This is a genomic window from Allobosea sp. TAF32 (assembly GCF_052113585.1).
Classification (GTDB): Bacteria; Pseudomonadota; Alphaproteobacteria; order Rhizobiales; family Beijerinckiaceae; genus Allobosea.
Map to the genome: position 1 here is coordinate 76628 of NZ_JBFRDM010000014.1, position 22024 is coordinate 98651.

The following is a 22024-nucleotide window of genomic DNA, read 5'->3' on the forward strand; positions in this document are numbered from 1 at the left end:
TGTTTTGTCGCATCTTCTTCACGCGAACCGGTATCCACTTCGCTCGAAAATGCTCTAACTCGCCCGTCCCGAGAGCAAGACCGGGCCTGAATGGCGCGATCTGGGGCAGGAATGCGCTGGCGTCAAGTCTTGCGGCAGGCAGGCCGCTCCACTCAGAAGGCGATGACGACCTTGCCGAAGACCTTACGGCCCTCGATGCGGGCGAGGCCTTTCTCGAATTCGGCGAGGGGGAAGACCGAATCGATCACCGGCTTCATGCCGCCGGCCATCTTCTGCAAGGACTGCGCGATGTTCTCGATGCGGCAGCCAAAGGAGCCGGTGATCCGGTATTGCTGCTGGAAGAGCTGCATCAGATTGATCGTCGCCGAGGGGCCGGAGGTCGCGCCGCAGGTGACGAGCCTGCCACCGCGCTTGAGGCAGAGCAGCGAGCCGTTCCAGGTGTCGGCGCCGACATGCTCGAAGACGACGTCCACGCCCTTGCGGCCGGTGAGCTTGCGCACGACGCCCTCGAAGCGGTCCTCGCGGTAGTTGATGACGTGGTCGGCGCCGAGTGCCTTGGCCTTGGCGCCCTTCTCGTCGTCGCCGACGGTCGTGTAGACCGTGCAGCCGATCGCCTTGGCCATCAGGATCGCCGCGGTGCCGATGCCGGAACCGCCGGCATGGACGAGCACCGACTCGCCCGGCGCCAGCTTCGCATTGTCGAACAGCATGTGTTGCACGGTGCCGAAGCCGATCGGCGCGCATGCGGCATCCTCGAAGGAGACGCCCTTCGGCGCCTTGATCGTCAGGCGAGCCGGACGATTGAGCAACTCCCGGGCGAAGCCGTCGATATGGAAACCCATAATGCCGGCGACGTTCTCGCAGAGATTGTCGCGGCCCTCGCGGCAGGCCTTGCACTGACCGCAGGTGTCGGCGCCATAAGCCGTCACGACGTCGCCCGGCGCGAAGCCGGTGACGCCCTCGCCGACGCAGACGATCTCGCCGGCCGCCTCGACGCCCGCCGCCTGCGGCATCTTGCGCTTGGCGAAGGCCATGCCGCGGAAGCCCCAGAGGTCGAGATAGTTCAGCCCGACCGCCTTGATGCGGATCTGGACCTCGCCCGGAGCGGGCGGCGGTGGCGGCTCGATCTCCTCGAGGCGGAGGTCACGATCACCATGGAGCTGGAGGGAGCGCATGAGGCGAACTCTTTCAGATCTGATCCGGCCATTGCCGGGAGGTGTGCATGACAGCGAGGATTTCGACCCGGCCGTCGCGTACGCGGTAAGGAAGAATGTAGGGCGTGCCGGTCACAACAAGTTCTCGGCTCTCATCGACGCGCCCCGACCTGCCCATGTGAGGCTGCTCGCCGAGCTGGTTACCCGCCCTCCTGAGGCGGCGCACCAGGGCCAAAGCGGCGGAGGCGCTGATCGGCGCGACATAGTCGGCGATTTCATCAAGCTCGACCCGCGCTCGGGCCGTCCAGATGACTCTCATCGCCCGGCATCGATCATGGCTTGCAGTTTGGCTTCGATCGCGTCGAGCTCTTCCTCGGTCGCGAACTCGCCGCGATCCGCTTCGGCGATCCCTTCCTTGATTCTCGCGATCTGCCACGCGTTCAGCGCGACATAGTCCTCGATCGCCTTGGTCGCGAGCCAGCTCCGCGAGCGGTCGGTGTCGGCGGCGAGCGCGTCGAGCTTGGCCAAGGTCTCGTCGTCGAGGCGAATGGTGAAGGCAGCCGTCATGTCGGTTCACTCCGGTTCGAAGTGAACCCTAACATGAGATGCCGTTTCGGTCGATTCAGCGATGAACGCCAAGCTGGGCGGTCAGTCCGCCGTCGATCGGCAGCACCGTGCCGCTGATATAGGCGGCGGGCTCGCTCATCAGGAAGGCGGCGAGGCCCGCAACTTCTTCGGGCTTGGCGAAGCGCCCGGCCGGGATCTGCGCCTGCATCTTGTCGCGATAGGCGGCGTAGGGCGCCATCATGTCGGTGTCGACGAAGCCCGGCGCGATGATGTTGACGGTGACGCCGCGCTTGCCGGTCTCCACCGCCAGGGTCTTGGCGTAAGAAATCAACGCACCCTTGGAGGCAGCATAGGCTGCGTTGCCCGGATTGCCACGCAGCGCCGCTACGGAGCCGATGGCGACGATGCGGCCCGCCCTGGCGCGGATCATGTTGCGCATCAGGCTCTTGGCAATGCGCGTGAAGGCCCAGAAATTGACCTGCATCGCCGCTTCCGCCTTGTCCTGCGCCATCATCGCAGCGAGGGAATCATAGGGCTGGCCGGCGTTGTGGACGAGGCCGAAATAGCTCACGCCCTCGCGCGCTTCACAGAACGCGTCGAGTGCGGCCTTGTCGGAGAGGTCGAGCGGCAGCGCCTTCACGGCTCGGCCGGGATGGGCGGCGGCGATCTCCTCCGCCAACGCCTTCGCCTGCTCGGCCGAGGAGCGGAAGGTGAAATCGACATCGTGGCCGGCCGCGGCGAGCGCGCGCACGATCGCGGCGCCGACGCCCTTGGCGCCGCCGGTGACGAGAACTTTTGTCATGAGAGAGCCTGGGTCATGCCGCCTCCGGAGGCGCCGTCAGCACGAGGCAGGTGTTCTGGCCGCCGAAGCCGAAGGAGTTGGAGAGAACCGTCTTCACCTTGGCCTTGCGGGCCTCGTTGGGCACGACATCCAGCGCGATGGCGGGGTCGGGGTTCGCGTAGTTGATCGTCGGCGGGATCGTGCCATTGGCGATGGTCAGGAACGAGATCACCGCCTCTACCGCGCCAGCCGCCGTCAGCGTGTGGCCGATCATCGACTTGTTCGAGGAGATCGGCAGCTTGGCCATGCGCTCGCCGAAGACGGCGGCGCAGCTCATCGCCTCCATCTTGTCGTTCTCGGGCGTCGAGGTGCCGTGGGCGTTGATGTAATCGACGTCATCGGGCGTCAGCCCGGCATCGGCCAGCGCATCCCGCATGGCGAGGATGGCGGGCTTGCCGTCCGGGCTGGAGCGGGTGCGATGGAAGCCGTCGCCGCGCTCGCCGCAACCGGCGACGATGCCGAGGATGGTGGCGCCGCGCGCGAGAGCATGGTCGTAATCCTCGAGCACCAGTGCACCGGCGCCCTCGCCCATGACGAAGCCGTCGCGGTTCTTCGAGAAGGGCTTGGCGGCGCCTTCCGGCGGGTCGTTCTGGGTCGAAAGGGCCGAGAGCAGCGAGAAGCGGATCAGCGCTTCCGCATGGATCGAGCCGTCAGTGCCGATGCAGAGCGCAGCTTCAGTCTCGCCGCGGCGGATCGCCTCGACGCCCATCTGAATCGCGGTCGCGCCGGAGGAGCAGGCTGTCGAGAGCGAGATCGGCGAGCCTTTGGTGCCGAAGCGGTCGGCGATATGGTCGGCGACGCCACCGAAGACGAAGAGTTCGTGCATGGGCGCGAATTTGCGGGTCGCGGCAGCACGCAGCAGGGCGTCATAGTCGACCTCGCCATCGACGGTCTCGGCGAGTTCCTGCTTCTGCGGCCATTCCATCTCGACGGGCGGGACCGCCATGAACAGCTCGCCGGGAAAATCGCCGTCCTGGCCGAGGCCGCTCTGGTCGACAGCTTCCTCGGCGGCCAGCGTCGCAAGCTTCTCGGAGAGCTGCGGCGCGGTGAAGGGACCGTCGAACAGGAAATCGACGGTGCCGCCGATGGTGGTGCGCAGCCCTTCCGTCGGGAAGCGCTCGATGCGGTGGATGCCGGATTTTCCGGCGGTCAGAGCCTGCCAGTTGGCGTCCTTGCCCTGGCCCAGTGACGTCACGACACCGAGGCCGGTGACGGCGACGAGCGGGCGGCCCTTGGCATCACGATGCGTGGTCATGGCTTCAATCTCTCACGCTTGGACCAAATGCGCGGCGCCTTCGCCACGCCAGTGGCCGGCGCCGGTGACGATCGCCTCTTTCGCCTGCCCCGCCGACAGGGCGATTGCCGCCAACGCCACGGAAACAGGGAAGGCGGCCTCGACGCCATGGCCGACGAGATCGCCGACGGCGATGCGCTTGGCGGAAGGGGCGGCCGCCTGCAAGGCAGCGGCCTCCTCGGCAGTGATGCCGGCGCAGCCGGTCGCGGCGGAGATGGCGAGGCTGTCCGGGCCGATCGCGCCGAAGGCACTGACGAGCTTCGTCAAGGCGGATTCGACGGTGCCCGGCGCGCGGCGGCTGCGGGCGGCGCCGGCATGGCTGAGCCGGGCGTGTATCTTGGCGCCCCGCGCGGCGGCGCGCTCGGCCGATTCCAGCACGAGGAAGGCGCCGGCGCTGCCGGTGATCAGGCCGGGCGCGTCTTCGCGCTCGAACACGGGCGCGAAGCTGTTGCGGCGGAGATAGCCACCGAGTTCGAAGAGCAGCAGCATGTCACGGCGCTCGGCATTGTAGGCGCCGCCGACGAGCATCAGGTCGGACTGGCCGGAGGCGATGCGGGCATGCGCCGTGCGGATCGCGTCGACGCCGGCCTGTTCCTCGCCCATGAACGTGCGCGACGGACCGGTGATGCCATGGACGATGCCGATGTTGCCGGCGAGCAGGTTGGAGAGCTGGGCCAGGAAGAGCGTGGGCCTGAGATCGCTCATCAGGTGCTCGTTGAGATAGGCGCCCGGCTCGTTCGCGCCGCGCAAACCGCTGAGGATGGCGGAATCGACGGCGTGGTCGCGCTCGCCGCCGCCGGCCGCGACGATGACCTGCAGGGCGCTCTTGGCCTCGGCATCCTCCTTCAGCCCCGCCGAGTCGAGGGCGAGCCCGGCGGCATAGACGCCGAGGCGCTGCCAGGGCTCCATCTGGCGCTGGTCGGATTTCTTCGGGATCTGCTTGTCCAGCTCCAGCGCCATCAGCGGATGGACCGGATAAGGCTTGAAAGTCTCGGTGTCGACGACCGGCGGACCGCCGGCTGCGAGCGCCGCCGCATGAGCTTCGACGCCTTCGCCCAGGCTGGAGGCGATGCCGATGCCGGTGATGACCACATCGCGGCGGGGAAGGGCGCTGGTCATGGCGCAGGCTCCGGCGTCAGGCCGATGGCTTCGATGCGGCTGAGCATCAGCGTGCGCATATCGGCGGGAAAGGGCATCAGGCGGAAGCGGAGCTCGGCATCGCAGATCGGCTTTCCGCCGCTGGTCAGCTTCGCCTTGGTTGCCGCATAGCCCGAGCCTTCGATGATGAGTTCGGCGCTGGCTTCCAGCTCCGTGTTCGGCTCGACGAAAGTGCGGAAGCGCGCCTTGTCGACCGTCATCAGGAACGGCATCTGGCTGAGCCCGTTGAGGCCGAGCAGCAGATAGCCCGAGGCCTGCGCCATGGTTTCCGTCAGCAGGACGCCGGGCACCAGCGGGTGGCCCGGAAAGTGGCCCTCGAAGACCGGACTTTCCGCGGGGACGGTGGAGCGCGTGACGATGCGCTTCTGCGACGGATCGAAGGTCACGACCCGGTCGATCATGTCGAAATATTCGAGGCGCATGCGATCCTTGGTCTGCTGGGCGCCAGAACGGCGCGAGGCCGCGGCACGGATCAACTGATCCGCGCGACGGCCCCTATGCTCTATCGGGAGCGACGCTTCGGCTCAAGCCCGGCAAGCCTGCTGGCTTCGACCGAGGCTTTCACGCTTTCGTCGTCACGCCTTCTTGGCGGCGACGAGGTCGTCGATGCGCTTGCAGAGGTTCTCCAGCACGAAATACTGCTCGGCCGGGGCTTTGCCCTCGTTGACTTCCTGCGTCCACTGTTCGAGCGGCAGTTTGATGCCGAACGCCTTGTCGATCGCGAAGGCGATGTCGAGGAAGGCGAGGGAATCGATGCCGAGGTCTTCGATCGCGTGGCTCTGCGGTGTAATCTTCTCGCGCGGAATATCGCAGGTTTCGGAAATGATGCCGGCGACCGTCTCGAACGTGGCGGACATGCTGCGGGTGCTCCCGTCTGTTGTCGGTGATGGCGGACGACATCCGAGCGCGGGATTGTCGCCTGCGCTTGCCCCTAGTCGCCACCGAGGATGACTGAAATGCCCCCTTACACTGCGGCGGGCGCGAGGACAACCGGGGCAGGTCCTCTAAGCATCATGGCCGGCTTGCGCCGGCCATGACCTGCTTCGGTGCTGCTATCCAGATCAGGCGGCGAGGCCGCGCAGGACGTAGTGCAGGATGCCGGCGTTCTTGAAGTAGTCGATCTCGTCCAGCGTATCGATGCGGCAGAGGATCGGCACCTTCTTCACCGTGCCGTCGGCATAGGTGATCTCGGCTTCCATCATCTGGCGCGGCTTAACGTTGGCCAGGCCCTTGATGCTGACGAGCTCATCGCCCTTGAGGTCGAGCGAGGCCCAGCTGGTGCCTTCCGCCAGGGTGAAGGGCACGACGCCCATGCCGACCAGATTCGAGCGGTGGATACGCTCGAAGCTCTGGGCGATCACCGCCTTGACGCCGAGCAGGTTCGTGCCCTTCGCGGCCCAGTCGCGCGAGGAGCCGTTGCCGTATTCGACGCCGGCGAAGATGACGAGCGGGACGTTCTCCTGCTTGTACTTCATTGCCGCGTCGTAGATCGGCAGCTCTTCCTTCGACGGGTAGTGGATGGTGTAGCCGCCCTCGCGGCCGTTCGGGCCGAGCATGTGATTGCGGATGCGGATGTTGGCGAAGGTGCCCCGCATCATCACCTCATGGTTGCCGCGACGCGTGCCGTACTGGTTGAAGTCGGCGACCGCGACGCCGTTCTCCGTCAGATACTGACCGGCGGGCGAGGCAGCCTTGATCGAACCGGCCGGGGAGATGTGGTCGGTGGTGATCTTGTCGCCGAACAGGCCGAGTATGCGGGCACCGGCGATGTCGGTGACGGGGTCCGGCTTCTGGTGCATGCCCTGGAAATAGGGCGGGTTCTGCACATAGGTCGAATCATCGTCCCAGGCATAGGTCTCGCTCTTGGGCGCGTCGACCGCCTGCCAATGGGCATCGCCCTTGAAGACGTCGGCGTATTTGGCCTCGAAGATCGCGCGGGTGACGTTCTGCTGGATGAAGTCCTGGATCTCCTTGTTGGAGGGCCAGATGTCCTTCAGATAGACGTCCTTGCCGTCCGAGCCCTGTCCCAGCGGCTGCGTCGTCAGGTCCATCTGGACCGAACCGGCGAGCGCGTAGGCGACGACCAGCGGCGGCGATGCCAGGTAGTTCGCCTGCACGTCCGGCGAGACGCGGCCCTCAAAGTTGCGGTTGCCGGAGATGACGGCGCCGGCAATCAGGCCCTTCTCGTTGATCGTCTTGGAGATCGGCGCCGGCAGCGGGCCGGAATTGCCGATGCAGGTGGTGCAGCCGAAGCCGACCAGATTGAAGCCGAGCGCGTCGAGATCGCCTTGCAGGCCGGCCTTGGCCAGATACTCCGCCACGACCTGCGAGCCCGGCGCCAGCGAGGTCTTCACCCAGGGCTTGACCTTGAGGCCCTTGGCGACCGCATTGCGGGCGAGCAGGCCGGCCGCCATCAGCACCGAGGGGTTCGAGGTGTTGGTGCAGGAGGTGATGGCTGCGATGACGACGTCGCCATGGCCGAGATCGAAGTCCTCACCCTCGACCTCGACGCGGCGCGAGAGTTCGCCGCCCTTCTTGTAGTCGGTCTCCATCGCGGCGGCGAAGCCGGCCTTGACGGCGGAGAGATCGACGCGGCCTTCGGGGCGCTTCGGACCGGCCATCGAGGGCTGGACCGTCGAAAGATCGAGCTCGAGCGTGTCGGTGAAGACCGGATCAGCGGTCTCGCGGGTGGCGAAGAGGCCTTGCGCCTTGCTGTAGGCCTCGACCAACGCGATGCGGTCCGACTTGCGGCCGGTGGTGGTGAGATAGTCCAGCGTCTCGGCATCGACCGGGAAGAAGCCGCAGGTCGCGCCGTATTCCGGGCCCATGTTGGCGATCGTGGCGCGGTCGGCCAGCGTCAGGTTGTAGAGGCCGGGGCCGAAGAACTCGACGAACTTGCCGACGACGCCCTTCTTGCGCAGCATCTGGGTGACGGTCAGCACGAGGTCGGTGGCGGTGATGCCTTCCTTGAGTGCGCCGGTCAGCTTGAAGCCGATCACCTCCGGCAGCAGCATCGACTGCGGCTGGCCGAGCATCGCGGCTTCCGCCTCGATGCCGCCGACGCCCCAGCCGAGCACGGCGAGGCCGTTGACCATGGTGGTGTGCGAATCGGTGCCGACGAGCGTGTCGGGATAGGCGACCTCGACCTCGACGCCGTCGATCGTCTCGTTACGGGTCCAGACGGTCTGGGCGAGGTATTCGAGATTGACCTGGTGGCAGATGCCGGTGCCGGGTGGGACGACGCGGAAATTGTCGAAGGCGCCCTGGCCCCATTTCAGGAACTTGTAGCGCTCGGCGTTGCGCTCATATTCGAGCTCAACGTTCTTGGCGAAGGCCTTGGGCGAACCGAACTCGTCGACGATGACGGAATGGTCGATGACCAGATCGACCGGCACGAGCGGATTGATCTTCTGCGCATCGCCGCCGAGCGCCTTGACGCCATCGCGCATCGCGGCGAGGTCGACCACCGCCGGAACGCCGGTGAAGTCCTGCATCAGCACGCGGGCCGGGCGGAAGCCGATCTCCTTGCCGGCCTTGCCCTTGTCGTCGAGCCAGCCGACGAAATTCTCGATGTCGGTCTTGGTGACCGAGCGGCCGTCCTCGAAGCGCAGCAGGTTCTCGAGCAGCACCTTCATCGAGAAGGGCAGCTTCGAAATGCCGGGCAGGCCGTTTTTCTCGGCATCGGGGAGGGAATAATAGGTGTAGGTCTTGCCGCCGGCGGTGAGCGTCTTGCGGGCTTTGAAGGAGTCGAGCGAGGCCATGTCGGGCTTGATCCTGATCAAGGGGTTGCGGTCACGACCGGCCCGCCCTTGCGGACGGCGCCGTTCGAAGGCCTAATGCGCATGACGCGCGCGCCGCCTCGGGAGTGCCCGAGCCCCGCGCCGGATCGGCGTGCGGCGTAGCCGCGGGTTCTATAGAGCAATTCCAAGAAGCGCGCTAGATGAACGAGATGTGGTCGAACCTATCGTCGGCAGCGCTGCCTTGACTCAAATTTCATTCCCGCCGACGCGCCTCTTCGCCGAGAATCTCGCCTGCCGCCGCGGTGGCAGGCTGATCTTCGAAGCGCTGAGCTTCGACCTCGGATCCGGCGAGGCGATCGCCCTGACCGGGCGCAACGGCGCCGGCAAGTCGAGCCTCATCGCCATGCTGTGCGGCCGGCTGCGGCCGGATGGCGGCGTGATCCGGCTCGAAGGGGGCGAGGAGGACGTCCATTTTGCCGAGGTTTCGCATCTCGTCGGTCATCGCGACGGGCTGAAGACGGCGCTGACGGCGCGGGAAAATCTTACCTTTGCGCAGTCCGTCCTCGGTGATGCCGCTCTCTCACCGGAAGGCGCGCTGGCTGCGGTCGGGCTTGCCCATGCAGCGGAACTGCCGGTGGGCTACCTCTCGGCCGGGCAGAGGCGGCGGGTGGCGCTGGCGCGCCTCCTGGTTTCGCGCCGTCCCTATTGGCTGCTCGACGAGCCGATGTCGGCGCTCGATACCGCCTCCCAGGCCATGCTCGCCGGTCTGATGCGCGATCATCTGGTGGCGGGCGGCGCGATCCTCGCCGCGACGCATGGCCCTCTCGGTCTCGGTGGGGCACGCGAACTCAGGATCGGGCCATGAGCCGGGCTTTTATGGCTATCCTGAAGCGGGATCTCGCCCTGGCATCGCGCGCCGGTGGCGGCGGAGAATTGGCGCTCGTTTTCTTCCTCACGCTCGTCGTCCTCGTGCCGTTCGCGCTCGGGCCGGATCTCAACCTGCTCTCGCGGATCGGCCCCGCAATCCTGTGGCTCGGAGCGCTCCTTTCGGTTCTGATCGGGCTCGACCGGTTGTTCCAGAGCGATGAGGAGGACGGCTCGCTGGATCTGATCCGGGCTTCGCGCCTGCCGCTCGAACTCGCCGTGCTGGCCAAGGGGCTGGCGCATTGGCTGACGACCGGCCTGCCGCTGGCACTGGTTTCGCCGCTGCTCGGCCTGCTGGTGGCGCTGCCGGGCGAGGGTGTGCTGCCGCTGGTCGCGACGCTCCTGGTCGGCACGCCTGCGCTCAGCTTTATCGGAGCAGGCGGGGCGGCTCTGGCGGCGAGCATCAAGCGCGGCGGGCTGATCGTGCCGGTGTTGGTCGCACCACTGACGGTGCCGGTGTTGATTTTCGGGGTTTCGGCCGCCAATGCGGCCGTTGGCGGCACGGTGCCGTTCCTGACACCGTTCCTAATTCTGTGTGCGATCTCGCTGGCAGCCATCGTCGTGGGGACGATCGCCGCGGCCGCGGCCCTGCGTCAGGCCGATTGAATGCTGCCGCCTCTGGCTCCGCCGAGCTCGACCGCACAGCCGCATTGCGCGGCGAGGCGCGCGACCGTGGCGACGATGGCGTCGAGATCGACCTCGCCGGTGTCGTGCCGGCTGCGAATCTCTTCGGCTGTGGCGTATAGATCGATGACGAGGGACTGGCTGGCTTTCGAGCGGATCGCCTGCTCGACTTCGCGCTGGACCTCGTCGGATAGCTGAAGCCGCATCTTCATCCCCCGCATCCAGAAAGGCAGGCTAGAGGATCGGTCTGGGGCTTGCAAGCAGCGAGGGCAAAAACTGCAACCGCTTCAATGCGATAACTATTAGCCGGCATCGGTCAACAGGCACCTCCCGGGGCACGATCGGAATTCCGCCGGTTCGACAAGGGTTTGGATCGAGGGGCGCCACCGCTCACACGCGCAGCTTCGTGATGTCGCAGCCGGGCTCGGGCGCATTGCTTGGAACGGGTCGAGATTGCTAAAAGCTCCGATCATGGCACCTGCGCCCCGGATGACCCCGCCAGAACGATGGCCAGCCTGATCGACCTCGCCAATCCGACGCGCTTCATGCGCTTTTCGGCCGTGCTGCTGCCCTGGCTGGCGGCCGCGGCCGCGCTGCTCATCGTCGCCGGCCTCTATCTCGCCTGGCAGGCACCGGCAGATTACCAGCAAGGCGAGACGATCCGGATCATGTTCATCCATGTCCCGGCCGCCTGGCTCGCCATGATGTTCTACTCGATGATGGCGCTCTCGGCGCTTGGCACATTGGTCTGGCGCCATCCTCTGGCCGATGTCGCCCAGAAGGCGGCGGCACCGGTCGGGGCCTGCTTCGCGCTGGTCTGCCTGATCACCGGCGCGCTCTGGGGCAAGCCGATGTGGGGCACCTACTGGGTGTGGGACGCGCGGCTGACCTCGGTGCTGGTTCTGCTGCTGATCTATCTCGGCATCATCGCGCTCTGGCGCGTGCTGGACGAGCCGTCGCGGGCGGCGCGTGCCGTGGCGATCCTCACCCTCGTCGGCTTCGTCAACGTGCCGATCATCAAGTTCTCGGTCGACTGGTGGAACACGCTGCACCAACCGGCTTCGGTGCTCCGCATGGGGGGGCCGACGATCCACCCATCCATGCTCTGGCCGCTGCTGATCCTGGCCGTTGGATTCACGCTCTTCGCCCTCGCGCTACATATGCTGGCGATGCGGGCCGAGATCATGCGCCGGCGGGTGCGGACGCTGACGATCCTGGAAGCAGAGCGGCTCGACAGACTCGCGGTGCAGGGATTGCCGGCATGAACGTGCTTGTCGAAAGCATCGGCCCGCATGCCGGCTTCATCCTCGCCGCTTACGCGGCGGCTGCGCTCATCCTGATCGGGCTGACGCTCGCGACCCTGCGCGATCACCGCGCCCAGAAGCAGGCGCTCGATGCGCTGGAGCGTCGCGGCGCCGGCCGCCGCTCTGGCCGGGAGACGTCATGAGCCAGATCGAAACCGCGCCGCGGCGGCGTTCACCGCTGCTTTTCCTGGTGCCGCTGATGATCTTTGGCGCGCTCGCCATCATCTTCGGCATCGGGCTGTTTTCGGGCGATACGAGCAAGGTGCCGTCGGCGCTGATAGGCCGCCTCGCGCCGGCGATCACGCTCGCGCCGCTGGAAGGGCTGCAGCGCGACGGCCAGCCGGTTCCGGCTTTCGGCAATGCCGATCTCGCTGGCGGACGGACGACGCTGGTCAATGTCTTTGCGAGCTGGTGTGCGCCCTGCCGGGTCGAGCATCCCGTGCTGATGGGCCTTGCCGAGACCGATGCGGTGAAGCAGGGCAAGGTCGCGCTGGTCGGGATGAACTACAAGGACGAGGCCGAGAATGCTCGCCGGTTCCTCGGCGCGCTCGGCAATCCGTTCTCCGCCGTCGGTGTCGATCGCGCCGGTCGGTCGGCGATCGAGTGGGGCGTCTATGGCGTGCCCGAGACCTTCGTCATCGGGCCGGACGGGCACATCCTTGAGAAACATGTCGGCCCGCTCGATCAGCAGGCCGCAGCCAAGCTGCTGCAGCGGGCGCTGAAGGCGCGGTGACCAGCGCGTCACGCTCGGGCCGGACCCGAGCGTCTCCTGCCGACAAGGGCGTTCTATCCTGAAAGAGATTCTCGGGTCTGCGCCGCGCTTCGCCCGAGAATGACGCGCTTCAGGCCGCGCGCTTCGTCGCGACGAGGCTTTCGAACAGGCCGCGCCCATCGGTGCCGCCGACCAGCGAATCGATCAGATTCTCCGGGTGCGGCATCAGGCCGAGAACGTTGAAGCCGGGCGAATAGATGCCGGCGATGTTGTTGAGCGAGCCGTTCGGATTGGCTTCGGGCGTGACATTGCCCTGCGCATCCGCATAGCGGAAGGCGACGAGGCCTTCGCCTTCGAGGCGGGCCAGCGTCTGCGCGTCGGCGATGTAGTTGCCCTCGCCATGAGCAATGCAGACGTCGATCGCCTGCCCCTGCGCATAGGCGCGGGTGTAGGGCGTGTCGCTGCGCTCGACCTTGAGATGCTGGCGCTTACAGACGAACTTCAGATTGGCGTTGCGCACGAGGATGCCGGGCAGGAGCCCGGCTTCGCAGGCGATCTGGAAGCCGTTGCAGATGCCGAGGACATAGCCGCCGCGGGCAGCATGTGCGCGGGTCGCGTCCATGATGTGGGCGCGGCCGGCGATGGCGCCGGTGCGCAGATAGTCACCATAGGAGAAGCCGCCCGGCAGCACGACGAGGTCGATACCCTCAGGCAGCTCGGTATCGCCATGCCAGACATGGGTGACCTCGGCGCCGGCCTGCTTCAACGCCTTGGCGACGTCGCCGTCACGGTTGGAGCCCGGAAAGGTGATGACGGCGGCCTTCATGGGTCAGGCTCCGATCTCGACGCGGTAGTTCTCGATCACCGTATTGGCGAGCAGCTTCTCGCAGGCGGCTTTGAGCGACGCTTCGGCCGCCGCCTTGTCGGAGCCGGCGAGCTCGATGTCGAAAACCTTGCCCTGGCGCACGGAGCCGACGCCGTCGATGCCGAGCGACTTCAGGGCGCCTTCGATCGCCTTGCCCTGCGGATCGAGCACGCCGTTCTTCAGGGTGACGGTGACGCGGGCTTTCATGAGGTTCTCCGGACGAGATTTGTTGCGGGTGCCTTAGAGCATGTTCCGCAAAAGTGGAAACCACTTTTGCGATCAGGACATGCTCAGCCTATTGGTTTTGCGCGAATTCCCTTCGTTCGGCTGATACCAACCGAACGGAAAGCGCGCGGAAGAATCGCGGCCGGCTCAACCATTTCCCGCCGTTTCACGTGAATCAGCGGCTGCGCCAGGCGGCCTCGGCGTCCCGCCGCGCGGCTTCGGCCGTGTCGCTGACGCCAAGGGCCACCACGAGTCGGTTCGCTTCCCGGCCGTAGAGAATGGCGGTGACGGCCTGGCGCCCCGGCGTATCCAGCGAGCGGATCGTGACGAGGATGCCGCGTGCCTCGGCCGAATCGAAACGTGCGACATCGGTCGCGCTGCGGGGCGCCTTCGGCTCGGCATTCTTTTTCGGGTTCCGCTGTGCCTTGCGGCGTTCGGCGGCCTTCGCTGCCGCCTGCCGGGCGAAAGCTTCTCCGAGGCGTGCGGGGCTTTCAGAGAGAGCCCGTTCCATGTCGCGGGCCTGCTCACCTTCCAGCGCAATGACCGCGGCAAAACCCTGCTGGACGCAGGATTCGCGCGGACAGAAGACCATGGCGCGGGCTTCGAGGCCCTCGTTCAGCACCCAGGAGCCGATCGGCAGCCGGTGCCAGCCCGCCGATGCGGGCAGCTCGGCGATCCCGGCGCCGAACTGGTTTGCACAGCCGGCGAGCAGGAGAGCGCCGGCGGCGAAAAGGGCCGTGACATGAAAACGGGAGCGCATGCGCTCCCGTTTCGTAGGCGATAATGGCGGAGCGATGGCGCTCACTGCACCAGGCGCGGGCCGGTCGGGCCGGGATTCTCGTTCTCGCCCAAAATGCCGAGGCGGCGGGCGACCTCCGAATAGGCCTCGATCAGGCCGCCCATGTCACGGCGGAAGCGGTCCTTGTCCATCTTGTCCTTGGACTTGATGTCCCAGAGCCGGCAGGAATCCGGGCTGATCTCGTCGGCGACGACGATGCGCATCATCTCGCCTTCCCAGAGGCGGCCGGTCTCCATCTTGAAATCGACGAGGCGGATGCCAGCGCCGAGGAAGAGGCCGGAGAGGAAGTCGTTGACGCGGATGGCCAGCGCCATGATGTCGTCGATCTCCTGCGGAGTCGCCCAGCCGAAGGCGGTGATGTGCTCTTCGGAGACCATCGGGTCACTGAGCGCATCGTTCTTGTAATAGAACTCGATGATCGAGCGCGGCAGCTGCGTGCCTTCCTCGAGGCCGAGGCGGGTCGCGAGCGAGCCGGCGGCGATATTGCGCACGACGACTTCGAGCGGGATGATCTCGACCTCGCGGATCAGCTGCTCGCGCATGTTCAGCCGGCGGATGAAATGCGTGGGCACGCCGATGTCGTTCAGGTTGGAGAAGATGTGCTCGGAGATACGGTTGTTGAGCACGCCCTTGCCGTCGATCACTTCATGCTTCTTGGCATTGAAGGCGGTGGCGTCGTCCTTGAAATGCTGGATGAGCGTACCGGGCTCGGGTCCTTCATAGAGGACCTTCGCCTTGCCTTCGTAAATGCGACGGCGGCGATTCATGGGGATGTACCGTGGCTTGAGGAAATCCAAAGGTTGCCCTTCTCTGGACGCGATGAGGTCGCGGCGGGATCTTGGCCCCTGATCTTGTCGGTCCTGCCACAGCCCGGCGATCCGGTGGGGATCGATCTTCGAGCAGGCGCAGGCGCCGGTAGTGCACGGGATGCCCGAGGGCACCCATGCGCCTGCTATATGGAGCCTCCCGGCCGTAAACGCAACAAAACGCCTTTCGGCCGCGCAAGAAGGCTTAAGCGAGGCTGAATCGGAGCGATCAGGCTGGCTCTCGGCGCCCCGACATCCTATATGATCCAACAGTGCTAATTCCCGCCCGCGAGAGGACATGGACGCCGCATGACGACCTTCGATCAGCGCAAGGACGCCTTCGAGAACAAGTTCGCCCATGACGAGGAGCTGCGCTTCAAGGCAACTGCCCGGCGCAACAAGCTGCTCGGGTTCTGGGCGGCGGAGAAGCTCGGCAAGAGCGGCGCGGACGCCGAGGCCTATGCCAAGTCCGTCGTCGTCGCCGATTTCGAGGAAGCCGGCGACGAGGATGTGGTTCGCAAGGTCAAGAACGATTTCGCGCTCGCCAACATCAACGCGTCAGACGCCGAGATCCGCCGCGTGATGACCGAGCTGTTCCTGAAGGCCGCCGAGGATATCCAGGCCGGGCGCTGACGCATCCCGGCAGACGCAGGACGTCTCTGAAACGGGCGCATGGGCGCCCGTTTGCATTTCCGGGCCGGCCGGGTCCAACTGCGGAAGCCTCGCGCCGTCCGAAGTGCGGGCCTTGAAACGGATGAACGCACCATGGCCAAGCCCACCGTCCTCTCCTCCCTCGCCGATCGTTTCGCCAAGGGCGACAGCATCGTCTCGGCTTGGTGCGGGCTGCCCGATCCCTCGATCTCGGCGATTCTGGCGCAGGAGGATTTCGACGCGATCACGCTCGACATGCAGCATGGGCCGATCACGCTGGGCGAGGTCATCCGCGCGATCCCGCTGATCAACGCCGCTGGCAAGCCGGCGATCGCGCGCATTCCGGTCGGCGAATTCCAGAACGTCTCGAAGCTGTTCGATTCCGGCGTCTCCGGCGTCATCGCACCGATGATCAACACCATGGAAGACGCGCGGCGCTTTGCGGCCTACGCCAAATACCCGCCGATGGGTGAGCGCAGCTGGGGCAGCTATGGCGGCCTCGGCGCCTCCGGCCTCGACCAGAACAGCTATCTCAAGGCCGCGAACGGGTTCTCGCTGACATTCGCGATGATCGAGACGCGTGAGGCGATGGCGATCGTCGACGATATCCTGGCGCTGGACGGCATCGATGCGCTGTTCGTCGGTCCCTCCGACCTGTCGATCGCGCTGTCCGGCGGCGCGCAGGTCGATGCCACCGCCCGCGAAGTCGACGAGGCGCTGAAGCATGTCGTGGCGCGCGCTTCCGCCGTGAACAAGCCGGTCGCGCTCTATGCGGCGACGGCCGAGCGGGCCAGGCAAGGTCTCGCCATGGGCGCGCGCATGGTGACGGTGATGAGCGATTCGACGCTGCTGCGGGCGGCGGCGCAAACGGCGCTCAAGATCGTGCGCAGCTAGAGTCCGTCTGAAAGCTCCCGGCCCTCATGCCGAGGAGGCCCGCGAGGGCCGTCTCGAAGGATGGGGCTCGCGGAGCTGCCAAACAGCTTCTTGGCCAGTTCAGGCGTTGATGCCCTCGCGGCGCTTCAGGATGGCGTAGTAGGCCCAGAGCAGCCGCGCGGCGACGCCGCGCCATGGCCGCCAAGCCTCGGCCATAACCTGCAGCTCTGCCGCTTTCGGCCGCTCGGTGAGGCCGAAAGCGTGCCGGGCGGCTTCCTGGATCGCGAGATCGCCGGCGGCGAAGCCGTCGCGATGGCCAAGGCAGAACAGCAGATAGACATCGGCCGTCCAGGGGCCGATGCCGGAGATCGCGGTCATCTGCGTGTGGACCCCCTCAGGCGTCGCCTGTTCGAGGGCCTCGAAAACGAAACGTTTCTCGACGAGCGCAGTCGAGAGCGCGAGCAAGGTGCGCTGCTTCGGCCGCGATAGGCCGGAAAGGCGCATGTCCTCGTCGGTGGCGGCGAGCATGCGCTCCGGCGTCAGCGGGACGAAGACGCTCTCGAAGCGGTTCCAGACCGCGCGCGCGCTGGCGACCGACAATTGCTGTGAGACGATGATCGAGGCGAGGCCGGTAAAACCGCCTTCGCGCAGCCTGAGCGGCGGCAGCCCGGTGCGCTCGACGATGGCTTGCCAATGCGGATGCAGGGCAGCCAGCGCAGCCATACCTTCTTCAAGATCGCTGTCGCAGGTGATTCGTTCGGTCATCGCGTGAGCATTGATGAAGCAGGAGCCCGCCTGCGTCAGCAGCAGGGCTTGCTGCTTGGCGGGCAGCACCAGCCCTCCTAGACAAGAACGATGGCGTTCATACCACCCGATTCCCGCAAGCCGATCTTCCGTTTCGCGCCAAGTCCGAACGGGCGGCTGCATCTCGGCCATGCGCTCTCGGCCTTGGCCAACGAGTCACTGGCCGAAAGGATGGGTGGGCGCCTTCTGCTGCGGATCGAGGATATCGACCTCACCCGCTCGCGGCCGGAGTTCGTCGCGGGGATCGTCGCGGATCTCGATTGGCTCGGAATCCCGTTCGAACCGGATATCCGCAGGCAGTCCGAGCATTTCAACGATTACGCGGCGGCTCTCGGTGCCTTGCAGGAACGCGGGCTGGTCTATCCCTGCTTCTGCTCGCGGCAGGACATTCGCGCCGAGGTGGCTCAGCGCGAGGTCGAAACGGGGCGGCCCTGGCCAGTGGATCCCGATGGGGCACCGCCCTATCCCGGTCACTGCAGGACGCTTGAACCGGATGAGGCGACGCGGCGCATCACGGCCGGCGAGCCGCATGTGCTGCGTCTCGATATGGCCAAGGCTCTGGCGATCACCGGCAACGAGCTGAGCTATACGGTTTTCGACGGCGAAGGCGGTATCCGGATCGTCTCGGCCCGGCCCGAACGCTGGGGCGACGTCGTGCTTGCCCGCAAGGACGTGCCGACGAGCTATCATCTCGCCGTTGTCGTCGACGATGCCTTGCAGGACGTGACGCATGTCGTGCGCGGCCACGACCTCGAAGCAGCGACCGATATCCATGTCGTGCTCCAGCACCTGCTCGGGCTGCCGACGCCGCTCTATCATTTCCATCGCCTGGTGCTCGACGAGGACGGACGCAAGCTCGCCAAGAGCCGGCTCTCGGAGAGCCTGGCGGAACTCAGGGCGAAGGGGGCCCGCCCGGCCGATATTCGCCGGCAACTGGGCTTCGCTTGAGCCCTAGCCAACGCCGAGGAACGTCAACCAGGCGGCGGTCGTGAACAGCGAGAGCAAGGTCGAGAGCGTGATTGCGCTCGAGGCGTCGGCCACGCCCTGCCGGTAGCGTTCGGCGAAGAGATAGGCATTGATCCCGCAGGGACACGCCGCAAACAGCACCGCGACGCCCGACCAATGGGCGGGCATGTCGAAGATTTTCGTCGCGAGCCAGTAGACCAGCAGCGGGTGCAGCCCGAGCTTCAATCCGCTCAGCACGGTCGGCAGGGCAAGGCCCGATTCCAGCCCGTAGCGACGCATGGCGATGCCGAGGCTGATCAACGCGCAGGGTACGGCAGCACCGGCGAGCAGATCGACCAGTGTCCAGGCCGGCTCCGGAATCTGGCCGACGAAGGGGCGCACGGCCGAGCCGAGCAGGATGCCGACGATGATCGGATGGGTGAAGAGCCGCTTGAGCAATTGCGGAATCGAGGCGGAACGGCCTTCGGCGAGGAGCGTCGCCACGGTCATCGTGACGGGCAAGTGAATGGCGAGCAGCAGACCGAGCGGGACGGCGCCGGCATCGCCGTAAGCCTTCAGGATCATCGGTACACCGACGAAGACGGTGTTCGACTGGGCGGCGGCGAAGCCTGAGACCACCAGCTCCGGCCCTTTCCGTGCGAAGAACTTGCTCGCGATGAGCATGGCCAAGGCCCAGACCACGGCGAGCCCCGCGAAATAGGCGATCCAGTAGCCCCAGGGCTGGGTCGCGGGGATGTCGGCCTTGGCGAGCGTGCGGAACAGCAGGCAGGGAACCGCCAGCACGAAGACGAAATCCGACAGGCCTTCGCCAGTCGTCTCACGCAGCAGCTTCGACCAGCGCGCGAAGTAGCCGAGGCCGATCAGCCCGAAGACGGGCAAGACGACGAGGAAAGAGGCGAGCATCGGCCGGGGACCCGCGTGACGAGAGAAAGCGCCGGTTCAGGCGGTGTCGCCTCGGGGCAGCTCTGTCAAGCGCCAGATGCCTATCGGCGCCTTGATCGCCGAGCCGTCATGCGTTCAGCGCAATTGAGCGATCGCTCCGCCCGCCTTCTCGATCAGCCCGCGAATTTCATCGCGCTGACGTTTGAATTCGGCGAGCATCGGCCCCTGCAATTCGCGCCCGCGCGGCACGCGAATCTTCAACGGATTGACGAAGTTTCCGTTGACCAGCACCTCGTAGTGCAAATGCGGTCCTGTGGAGAGGCCGGTCGAGCCGAGATAACCGATGACCTGGCCCTGGCGGACCTTGGCGCCCGGTACGATGCCGGAAGCGAAGTTCGATTGGTGCGAATAGGTGGTGACGTATCCGTTGGCGTGCTGGATCTCGGTGTGCTTGCCGTAGCCGGAAGACCAGCCGGCCTTGGTGACGACGCCATTGCCGGCGGCAAGGATCGGGGTGCCGATCCGATTGGCCCAGTCGATGCCGGTATGCATCTTCGAATAGCGCATGATCGGGTGGTAGCGCATGCCGAAGCCGGAGCGCAGCTCGCCGTCGGCAATCGGCTTGCGCAGCAGGAACTTCTTCAGCGACTTCCCTTCTTCGTCAAAATATTCGATCAGCCCATCTTCGGGGGACTGGTAGCGGAAAACCCGGCGGCTTTCGCCGTTCACGGTCAGGGTCGCGGAGAGAATCTCGCCGCGCTCGCCCTCGTCGTCCTCGGTGAAGATCACCTCCAGATTGTCGCCGCCATGGACGCGCTGCTGGAAGTCGAGATCGTAGGAGAAGATCCGCACGAGTTCGTCGATCAGCGGTCGCGGTAGATCATGGCGCGCGCCGGTCTCGTAGAGGCTCTCATAGAGGCGGGCGCCGCCGGTGCCCTCCTCGTCGTCGTCGTCCCCATCCGTCTCCTGGCGTTGCGGCCGCTGGAGAGTAAGATTCTGACGGGGCAGATCGACAGTGACGTAGGCGCCCTTGTCGTTCATCGCGATCGTGCCGTCCGGCTGTCCGTTGCTCAGCAGCGAGACTCGCATGATCTGGCGGCCGTCGCCCGGACGGGGGCCTGGTGCGTAGAGCACCTGCAGAACCTGGCCGTCGGGAAGGGCCGTCGTCCGAACCTTGCCGCCAAAGGCCGTCATCATCGCCCGGACCTGATCTGGCGTCGCGCCGGCGCCGCGCAGGGCCTGCTCGAAATTCTCGCCGCGCTTGGCCATCACCAGCTTGTCCTCGACAAGCGGCTCGCGGGAGGCAGGGATCGGCGTCTTCGGCGCGTTGGTCACGTTCTCCGGGACGACGCGTACCTCGATGCCGGAGAAGCGCGTATCCGTTGCCGGCGCATAGGCAAGGATGTCGCCGCTGCCGGCGGTCGCGCCGGTCAGGGTGCGGCTGAGCATCAGCTGTGGCGGAATCGGCAGGGCGCGCTGGCGGCCGGAGTTGGCCAGATTGGCGCGCTCCTCTTCGACCTGGGAGATGATGTCGTTGTCGCTCAGCTGCGGCTTGCCGGCGGGGGTGACGATGTCGCCGAGGTCGCGTTTGACGATGGTGACGTCGGCATCAGGCATGTCCTGGGCCGGCTCGGCATAGCGCTCTTCCGGCTGGCCGCCTTCCGCGAAAAGCCGCAGCGGATTGAAGGGCGGGATATTGCTCGCATAGACGCCGGTGGTGAGCGAGAGGTCGGACGCCAGCCGCACGAAGGGGCGGACGCGGATGACTTCGCGGTTCCCGACCTTCTGCGACATCGGCGCCCTCAGCGTATGGCGCGCCGACATGATCGGCTGGTCGGCGACGAGCTTGTCGGCCTTGCGGGCCCCGCCGCCTTCTCCCGCGGCCGACGAGCTACGCACGGCCACCGTTTCGGGCTGCTCCGGGTAGCTGGTGTCGCCACGCATCGCGACGAGTATCGCGGCACCAAGCAGCGCCGCGCCGCAGGAGCCGACGAGCGCGCAGGCGAAAAGCCATCGCAGCGAGACACCGCGCCGGTCGAGCGGTTGCTGACGGGATTCGGCGGGCTGGATCGGCGGCTCGATCCCGAGATCGACCAGCAGAGCCGCAGCCTCGGGGGCGAGCGGTTCGACTGGCTGAGCGAACTCGGGATGGGCGTTCATATCGTGCGGGCTGCTTCTTGCGGGCGGTTCTGCGTGCGGGGTGCTGGATACCTCGGTGGCGTGCTCCGCCGCGGCGAAGAAGCCTTGAGCGCAATCTGACGAAAGCGCGCAAGACCATGCCCGTGCCGGAAGCGGGAATCAATCCGTCCAGCCACGGGCTGCCTCCTGTGCGGAGCGATTGCGGCTGTTTTGGGAAGCGCAGCGAATATGGTGCGACACAGCTCGCGCGCGAGCGCAAGTGAGCGCACTTGCGATGCCTTGTCACGATAGGCGGCCCGAGGAAATGCCACTTGGGTGTGGCCGCGTGGGCCGGTCCGACTTTCACCTGGAGGCGGGAGGCGCTCTCGTTGTCGATCCGGACCGAGACCGAAAGCCCGATGCTCGCGGCATCGAAACACAGCACGGTGGTGAACCCCGGCCAAGTGTCCAGAAGGCCGCGAAATCGGCCCTTCTTGCGGGCCTCGGAAAAAGAAATGCGCTCCGTCAAAAAAACTTCATGAGCGTGTTGACATGCGTTCTGAGGGTGGCCTATAAGCCACCCATCGAGACGGCGCCGCCGCTGAGCGGCGCCTCTTCTGCGCTTCCTAAGGACGTTGGGGCTGAGGCCGGTTCGCCGGATGAGGTTCTGTCGGTTTTGTTGAAGCCTTGCTGTTTGAAAATTGAAGACAGAAAGAG

25 protein-coding genes are annotated in these 22024 nt (G+C 66.2%); 8 read left to right on the forward strand and 17 right to left on the reverse strand.

Going from position 1 to position 22024, the window contains the following annotated elements; all coding sequences use genetic code 11:
* Nucleotides 1–152: 152 nt before the first annotated feature.
* The 9 genes from AB4Z16_RS26365 to acnA all read right to left on the reverse strand — a co-directional run bounded on the left by AB4Z16_RS26365 (nt 153) and on the right by acnA (nt 8775).
* On the reverse strand, nt 153–1175 hold the full coding sequence (locus AB4Z16_RS26365) for a zinc-binding dehydrogenase (protein WP_441514285.1): 1023 nt from the start codon (nt 1173–1175) through the stop codon (nt 153–155).
* A gap of 13 nt (nt 1176–1188) precedes the next feature.
* Nucleotides 1189–1473 (reverse strand): type II toxin-antitoxin system RelE/ParE family toxin, encoded by a 285-nt coding sequence (locus AB4Z16_RS26370; RefSeq protein WP_441514286.1) that lies wholly within the window; start codon nt 1471–1473, stop codon nt 1189–1191.
* Nucleotides 1470–1721, reverse strand: a complete 252-nt coding sequence (locus AB4Z16_RS26375) for a CopG family ribbon-helix-helix protein (RefSeq protein WP_441514287.1) — start codon at nt 1719–1721, stop codon at nt 1470–1472. The genes AB4Z16_RS26370 and AB4Z16_RS26375 overlap by 4 nt, the downstream gene beginning before the upstream one ends.
* A 55-nt stretch (nt 1722–1776) precedes the next feature.
* Nucleotides 1777–2523: an SDR family oxidoreductase gene (locus tag AB4Z16_RS26380; RefSeq protein ID WP_441514288.1), complete on the reverse strand. Its 747-nt coding sequence runs from the start codon at nt 2521–2523 to the stop codon at nt 1777–1779.
* A gap of 13 nt (nt 2524–2536) precedes the next feature.
* The gene (locus tag AB4Z16_RS26385; protein ID WP_441514289.1) at nt 2537–3817 is read right to left on the reverse strand and encodes a beta-ketoacyl-ACP synthase; all 1281 of its coding nucleotides are present in this window, start codon (nt 3815–3817) and stop codon (nt 2537–2539) included.
* 12 nt (nt 3818–3829) lie between these two features.
* A complete protein-coding gene (locus AB4Z16_RS26390; RefSeq protein ID WP_441514290.1) occupies nt 3830–4975 on the reverse strand; it encodes a beta-ketoacyl-ACP synthase in 1146 nt (381 codons plus the stop codon).
* Nucleotides 4972–5436, reverse strand: coding sequence for a 3-hydroxyacyl-ACP dehydratase FabZ family protein (locus tag AB4Z16_RS26395; protein WP_441514310.1), 465 nt, complete (start codon nt 5434–5436; stop codon nt 4972–4974). The genes AB4Z16_RS26390 and AB4Z16_RS26395 overlap by 4 nt, the downstream gene beginning before the upstream one ends.
* Nucleotides 5437–5589: 153 nt before the next feature.
* The gene (locus AB4Z16_RS26400; protein ID WP_047580420.1) at nt 5590–5871 is read right to left on the reverse strand and encodes an acyl carrier protein; all 282 of its coding nucleotides are present in this window, start codon (nt 5869–5871) and stop codon (nt 5590–5592) included.
* Between the two features lie 204 nt (nt 5872–6075).
* Nucleotides 6076–8775: an aconitate hydratase AcnA gene (gene acnA, locus AB4Z16_RS26405; RefSeq protein ID WP_441514291.1), complete on the reverse strand. Its 2700-nt coding sequence runs from the start codon at nt 8773–8775 to the stop codon at nt 6076–6078.
* A gap of 220 nt (nt 8776–8995) precedes the next feature.
* Here acnA and ccmA point away from each other — a divergent pair, with 220 nt between their 5' ends.
* Both ccmA and ccmB read left to right on the forward strand, forming a co-directional pair.
* Nucleotides 8996–9619, forward strand: coding sequence for a heme ABC exporter ATP-binding protein CcmA (gene ccmA / locus AB4Z16_RS26410; protein WP_441514292.1), 624 nt, complete (start codon nt 8996–8998; stop codon nt 9617–9619).
* Nucleotides 9616–10284, forward strand: a complete 669-nt coding sequence (gene ccmB / locus AB4Z16_RS26415) for a heme exporter protein CcmB (protein ID WP_441514293.1) — start codon at nt 9616–9618, stop codon at nt 10282–10284. The genes ccmA and ccmB overlap by 4 nt, the downstream gene beginning before the upstream one ends.
* Here ccmB and AB4Z16_RS26420 read toward each other — a convergent pair.
* Entirely contained in the window at nt 10272–10514 is a 243-nt protein-coding gene (locus AB4Z16_RS26420; RefSeq protein WP_441514294.1) for a hypothetical protein, read from the reverse strand. The genes ccmB and AB4Z16_RS26420 overlap by 13 nt on opposite strands.
* 294 nt (nt 10515–10808) lie before the next feature.
* Between AB4Z16_RS26420 and AB4Z16_RS26425 the strand changes: the two genes are divergently transcribed.
* The 3 genes from AB4Z16_RS26425 to AB4Z16_RS26435 are packed head-to-tail and all read left to right on the forward strand — an operon-like array spanning nt 10809 to nt 12339.
* A complete protein-coding gene (locus tag AB4Z16_RS26425) occupies nt 10809–11567 on the forward strand; it encodes a heme ABC transporter permease (protein ID WP_441514295.1) in 759 nt (252 codons plus the stop codon).
* Complete coding sequence (gene ccmD / locus AB4Z16_RS26430; protein ID WP_441514296.1) at nt 11564–11749, forward strand: heme exporter protein CcmD; 186 nt, start codon at nt 11564–11566, stop codon at nt 11747–11749. Before AB4Z16_RS26425 ends, ccmD begins: the two co-directional genes overlap by 4 nt.
* Nucleotides 11746–12339: a DsbE family thiol:disulfide interchange protein gene (locus AB4Z16_RS26435; RefSeq protein WP_441514297.1), complete on the forward strand. Its 594-nt coding sequence runs from the start codon at nt 11746–11748 to the stop codon at nt 12337–12339. The genes ccmD and AB4Z16_RS26435 overlap by 4 nt, the downstream gene beginning before the upstream one ends.
* A 109-nt stretch (nt 12340–12448) precedes the next feature.
* On the opposite strand, the gene purQ is transcribed toward AB4Z16_RS26435, so the two are convergent.
* From purQ to purC, 4 genes are all read right to left on the reverse strand, one after another.
* Nucleotides 12449–13144 (reverse strand): phosphoribosylformylglycinamidine synthase subunit PurQ, encoded by a 696-nt coding sequence (gene purQ / locus AB4Z16_RS26440; RefSeq protein WP_441514298.1) that lies wholly within the window; start codon nt 13142–13144, stop codon nt 12449–12451.
* A 3-nt stretch (nt 13145–13147) separates the two neighbouring features.
* Nucleotides 13148–13390 (reverse strand): phosphoribosylformylglycinamidine synthase subunit PurS, encoded by a 243-nt coding sequence (gene purS / locus AB4Z16_RS26445; RefSeq protein WP_441514299.1) that lies wholly within the window; start codon nt 13388–13390, stop codon nt 13148–13150.
* Between the two features lie 193 nt (nt 13391–13583).
* Nucleotides 13584–14168, reverse strand: coding sequence for a hypothetical protein (locus AB4Z16_RS26450; RefSeq protein ID WP_441514300.1), 585 nt, complete (start codon nt 14166–14168; stop codon nt 13584–13586).
* Nucleotides 14169–14209: 41 nt separating this feature from the next.
* Nucleotides 14210–15004, reverse strand: a complete 795-nt coding sequence (gene purC / locus AB4Z16_RS26455) for a phosphoribosylaminoimidazolesuccinocarboxamide synthase (RefSeq protein ID WP_265056972.1) — start codon at nt 15002–15004, stop codon at nt 14210–14212.
* A gap of 318 nt (nt 15005–15322) precedes the next feature.
* Between purC and AB4Z16_RS26460 the strand changes: the two genes are divergently transcribed.
* Nucleotides 15323–15646, forward strand: coding sequence for a DUF1476 domain-containing protein (locus AB4Z16_RS26460; RefSeq protein ID WP_441514301.1), 324 nt, complete (start codon nt 15323–15325; stop codon nt 15644–15646).
* A gap of 132 nt (nt 15647–15778) precedes the next feature.
* Complete coding sequence (locus AB4Z16_RS26465) at nt 15779–16558, forward strand: HpcH/HpaI aldolase family protein (RefSeq protein ID WP_441514302.1); 780 nt, start codon at nt 15779–15781, stop codon at nt 16556–16558.
* A gap of 99 nt (nt 16559–16657) precedes the next feature.
* Here AB4Z16_RS26465 and AB4Z16_RS26470 read toward each other — a convergent pair whose 3' ends face one another.
* Nucleotides 16658–17302 carry a DNA-3-methyladenine glycosylase family protein gene (locus AB4Z16_RS26470; RefSeq protein WP_441514311.1) on the reverse strand — a complete coding sequence of 215 codons (645 nt, stop codon included), beginning with the start codon at nt 17300–17302 and terminating at the stop codon, nt 16658–16660.
* Between the two features lie 90 nt (nt 17303–17392).
* Here AB4Z16_RS26470 and gluQRS point away from each other — a divergent pair, with 90 nt between their 5' ends.
* A complete protein-coding gene (gluQRS, locus tag AB4Z16_RS26475) occupies nt 17393–18289 on the forward strand; it encodes a tRNA glutamyl-Q(34) synthetase GluQRS (protein WP_441514303.1) in 897 nt (298 codons plus the stop codon).
* A gap of 3 nt (nt 18290–18292) precedes the next feature.
* On the opposite strand, the gene AB4Z16_RS26480 is transcribed toward gluQRS, so the two are convergent.
* Entirely contained in the window at nt 18293–19210 is a 918-nt protein-coding gene (locus AB4Z16_RS26480) for an AEC family transporter (RefSeq protein WP_441514304.1), read from the reverse strand.
* 114 nt (nt 19211–19324) lie between these two features.
* Nucleotides 19325–21349 (reverse strand): M23 family metallopeptidase, encoded by a 2025-nt coding sequence (locus AB4Z16_RS26485; RefSeq protein ID WP_441514305.1) that lies wholly within the window; start codon nt 21347–21349, stop codon nt 19325–19327.
* Nucleotides 21350–22024: the final 675 nt, after the last annotated feature.

Bases quoted from the DNA above. Each gene is read 5' to 3' on its own strand.
- AB4Z16_RS26365 (WP_441514285.1), bottom strand. From the start codon at position 1,175: ATGCGCTCCCTCCAGCTCCATGGTGATCGTGACCTCCGCCTCGAGGAG.
- AB4Z16_RS26370 (WP_441514286.1), bottom strand. From the start codon at position 1,473: ATGAGAGTCATCTGGACGGCCCGAGCGCGGGTCGAGCTTGATGAAATC.
- AB4Z16_RS26375 (WP_441514287.1), bottom strand. From the start codon at position 1,721: ATGACGGCTGCCTTCACCATTCGCCTCGACGACGAGACCTTGGCCAAG.
- AB4Z16_RS26380 (WP_441514288.1), bottom strand. From the start codon at position 2,523: ATGACAAAAGTTCTCGTCACCGGCGGCGCCAAGGGCGTCGGCGCCGCG.
- AB4Z16_RS26385 (WP_441514289.1), bottom strand. From the start codon at position 3,817: ATGACCACGCATCGTGATGCCAAGGGCCGCCCGCTCGTCGCCGTCACC.
- AB4Z16_RS26390 (WP_441514290.1), bottom strand. From the start codon at position 4,975: ATGACCAGCGCCCTTCCCCGCCGCGATGTGGTCATCACCGGCATCGGC.
- AB4Z16_RS26395 (WP_441514310.1), bottom strand. From the start codon at position 5,436: ATGCGCCTCGAATATTTCGACATGATCGACCGGGTCGTGACCTTCGAT.
- AB4Z16_RS26400 (WP_047580420.1), bottom strand. From the start codon at position 5,871: ATGTCCGCCACGTTCGAGACGGTCGCCGGCATCATTTCCGAAACCTGC.
- acnA (WP_441514291.1), bottom strand. From the start codon at position 8,775: ATGGCCTCGCTCGACTCCTTCAAAGCCCGCAAGACGCTCACCGCCGGC.
- ccmB (WP_441514293.1), top strand. From the start codon at position 9,616: ATGAGCCGGGCTTTTATGGCTATCCTGAAGCGGGATCTCGCCCTGGCA.
- AB4Z16_RS26420 (WP_441514294.1), bottom strand. From the start codon at position 10,514: ATGAAGATGCGGCTTCAGCTATCCGACGAGGTCCAGCGCGAAGTCGAG.
- AB4Z16_RS26425 (WP_441514295.1), top strand. From the start codon at position 10,809: ATGGCCAGCCTGATCGACCTCGCCAATCCGACGCGCTTCATGCGCTTT.
- ccmD (WP_441514296.1), top strand. From the start codon at position 11,564: ATGAACGTGCTTGTCGAAAGCATCGGCCCGCATGCCGGCTTCATCCTC.
- AB4Z16_RS26435 (WP_441514297.1), top strand. From the start codon at position 11,746: ATGAGCCAGATCGAAACCGCGCCGCGGCGGCGTTCACCGCTGCTTTTC.
- purQ (WP_441514298.1), bottom strand. From the start codon at position 13,144: ATGAAGGCCGCCGTCATCACCTTTCCGGGCTCCAACCGTGACGGCGAC.
- purS (WP_441514299.1), bottom strand. From the start codon at position 13,390: ATGAAAGCCCGCGTCACCGTCACCCTGAAGAACGGCGTGCTCGATCCG.
- AB4Z16_RS26450 (WP_441514300.1), bottom strand. From the start codon at position 14,168: ATGCGCTCCCGTTTTCATGTCACGGCCCTTTTCGCCGCCGGCGCTCTC.
- AB4Z16_RS26460 (WP_441514301.1), top strand. From the start codon at position 15,323: ATGACGACCTTCGATCAGCGCAAGGACGCCTTCGAGAACAAGTTCGCC.
- AB4Z16_RS26465 (WP_441514302.1), top strand. From the start codon at position 15,779: ATGGCCAAGCCCACCGTCCTCTCCTCCCTCGCCGATCGTTTCGCCAAG.
- AB4Z16_RS26470 (WP_441514311.1), bottom strand. From the start codon at position 17,302: ATGACCGAACGAATCACCTGCGACAGCGATCTTGAAGAAGGTATGGCT.
- gluQRS (WP_441514303.1), top strand. From the start codon at position 17,393: ATGGCGTTCATACCACCCGATTCCCGCAAGCCGATCTTCCGTTTCGCG.
- AB4Z16_RS26480 (WP_441514304.1), bottom strand. From the start codon at position 19,210: ATGCTCGCCTCTTTCCTCGTCGTCTTGCCCGTCTTCGGGCTGATCGGC.
- AB4Z16_RS26485 (WP_441514305.1), bottom strand. From the start codon at position 21,349: ATGAACGCCCATCCCGAGTTCGCTCAGCCAGTCGAACCGCTCGCCCCC.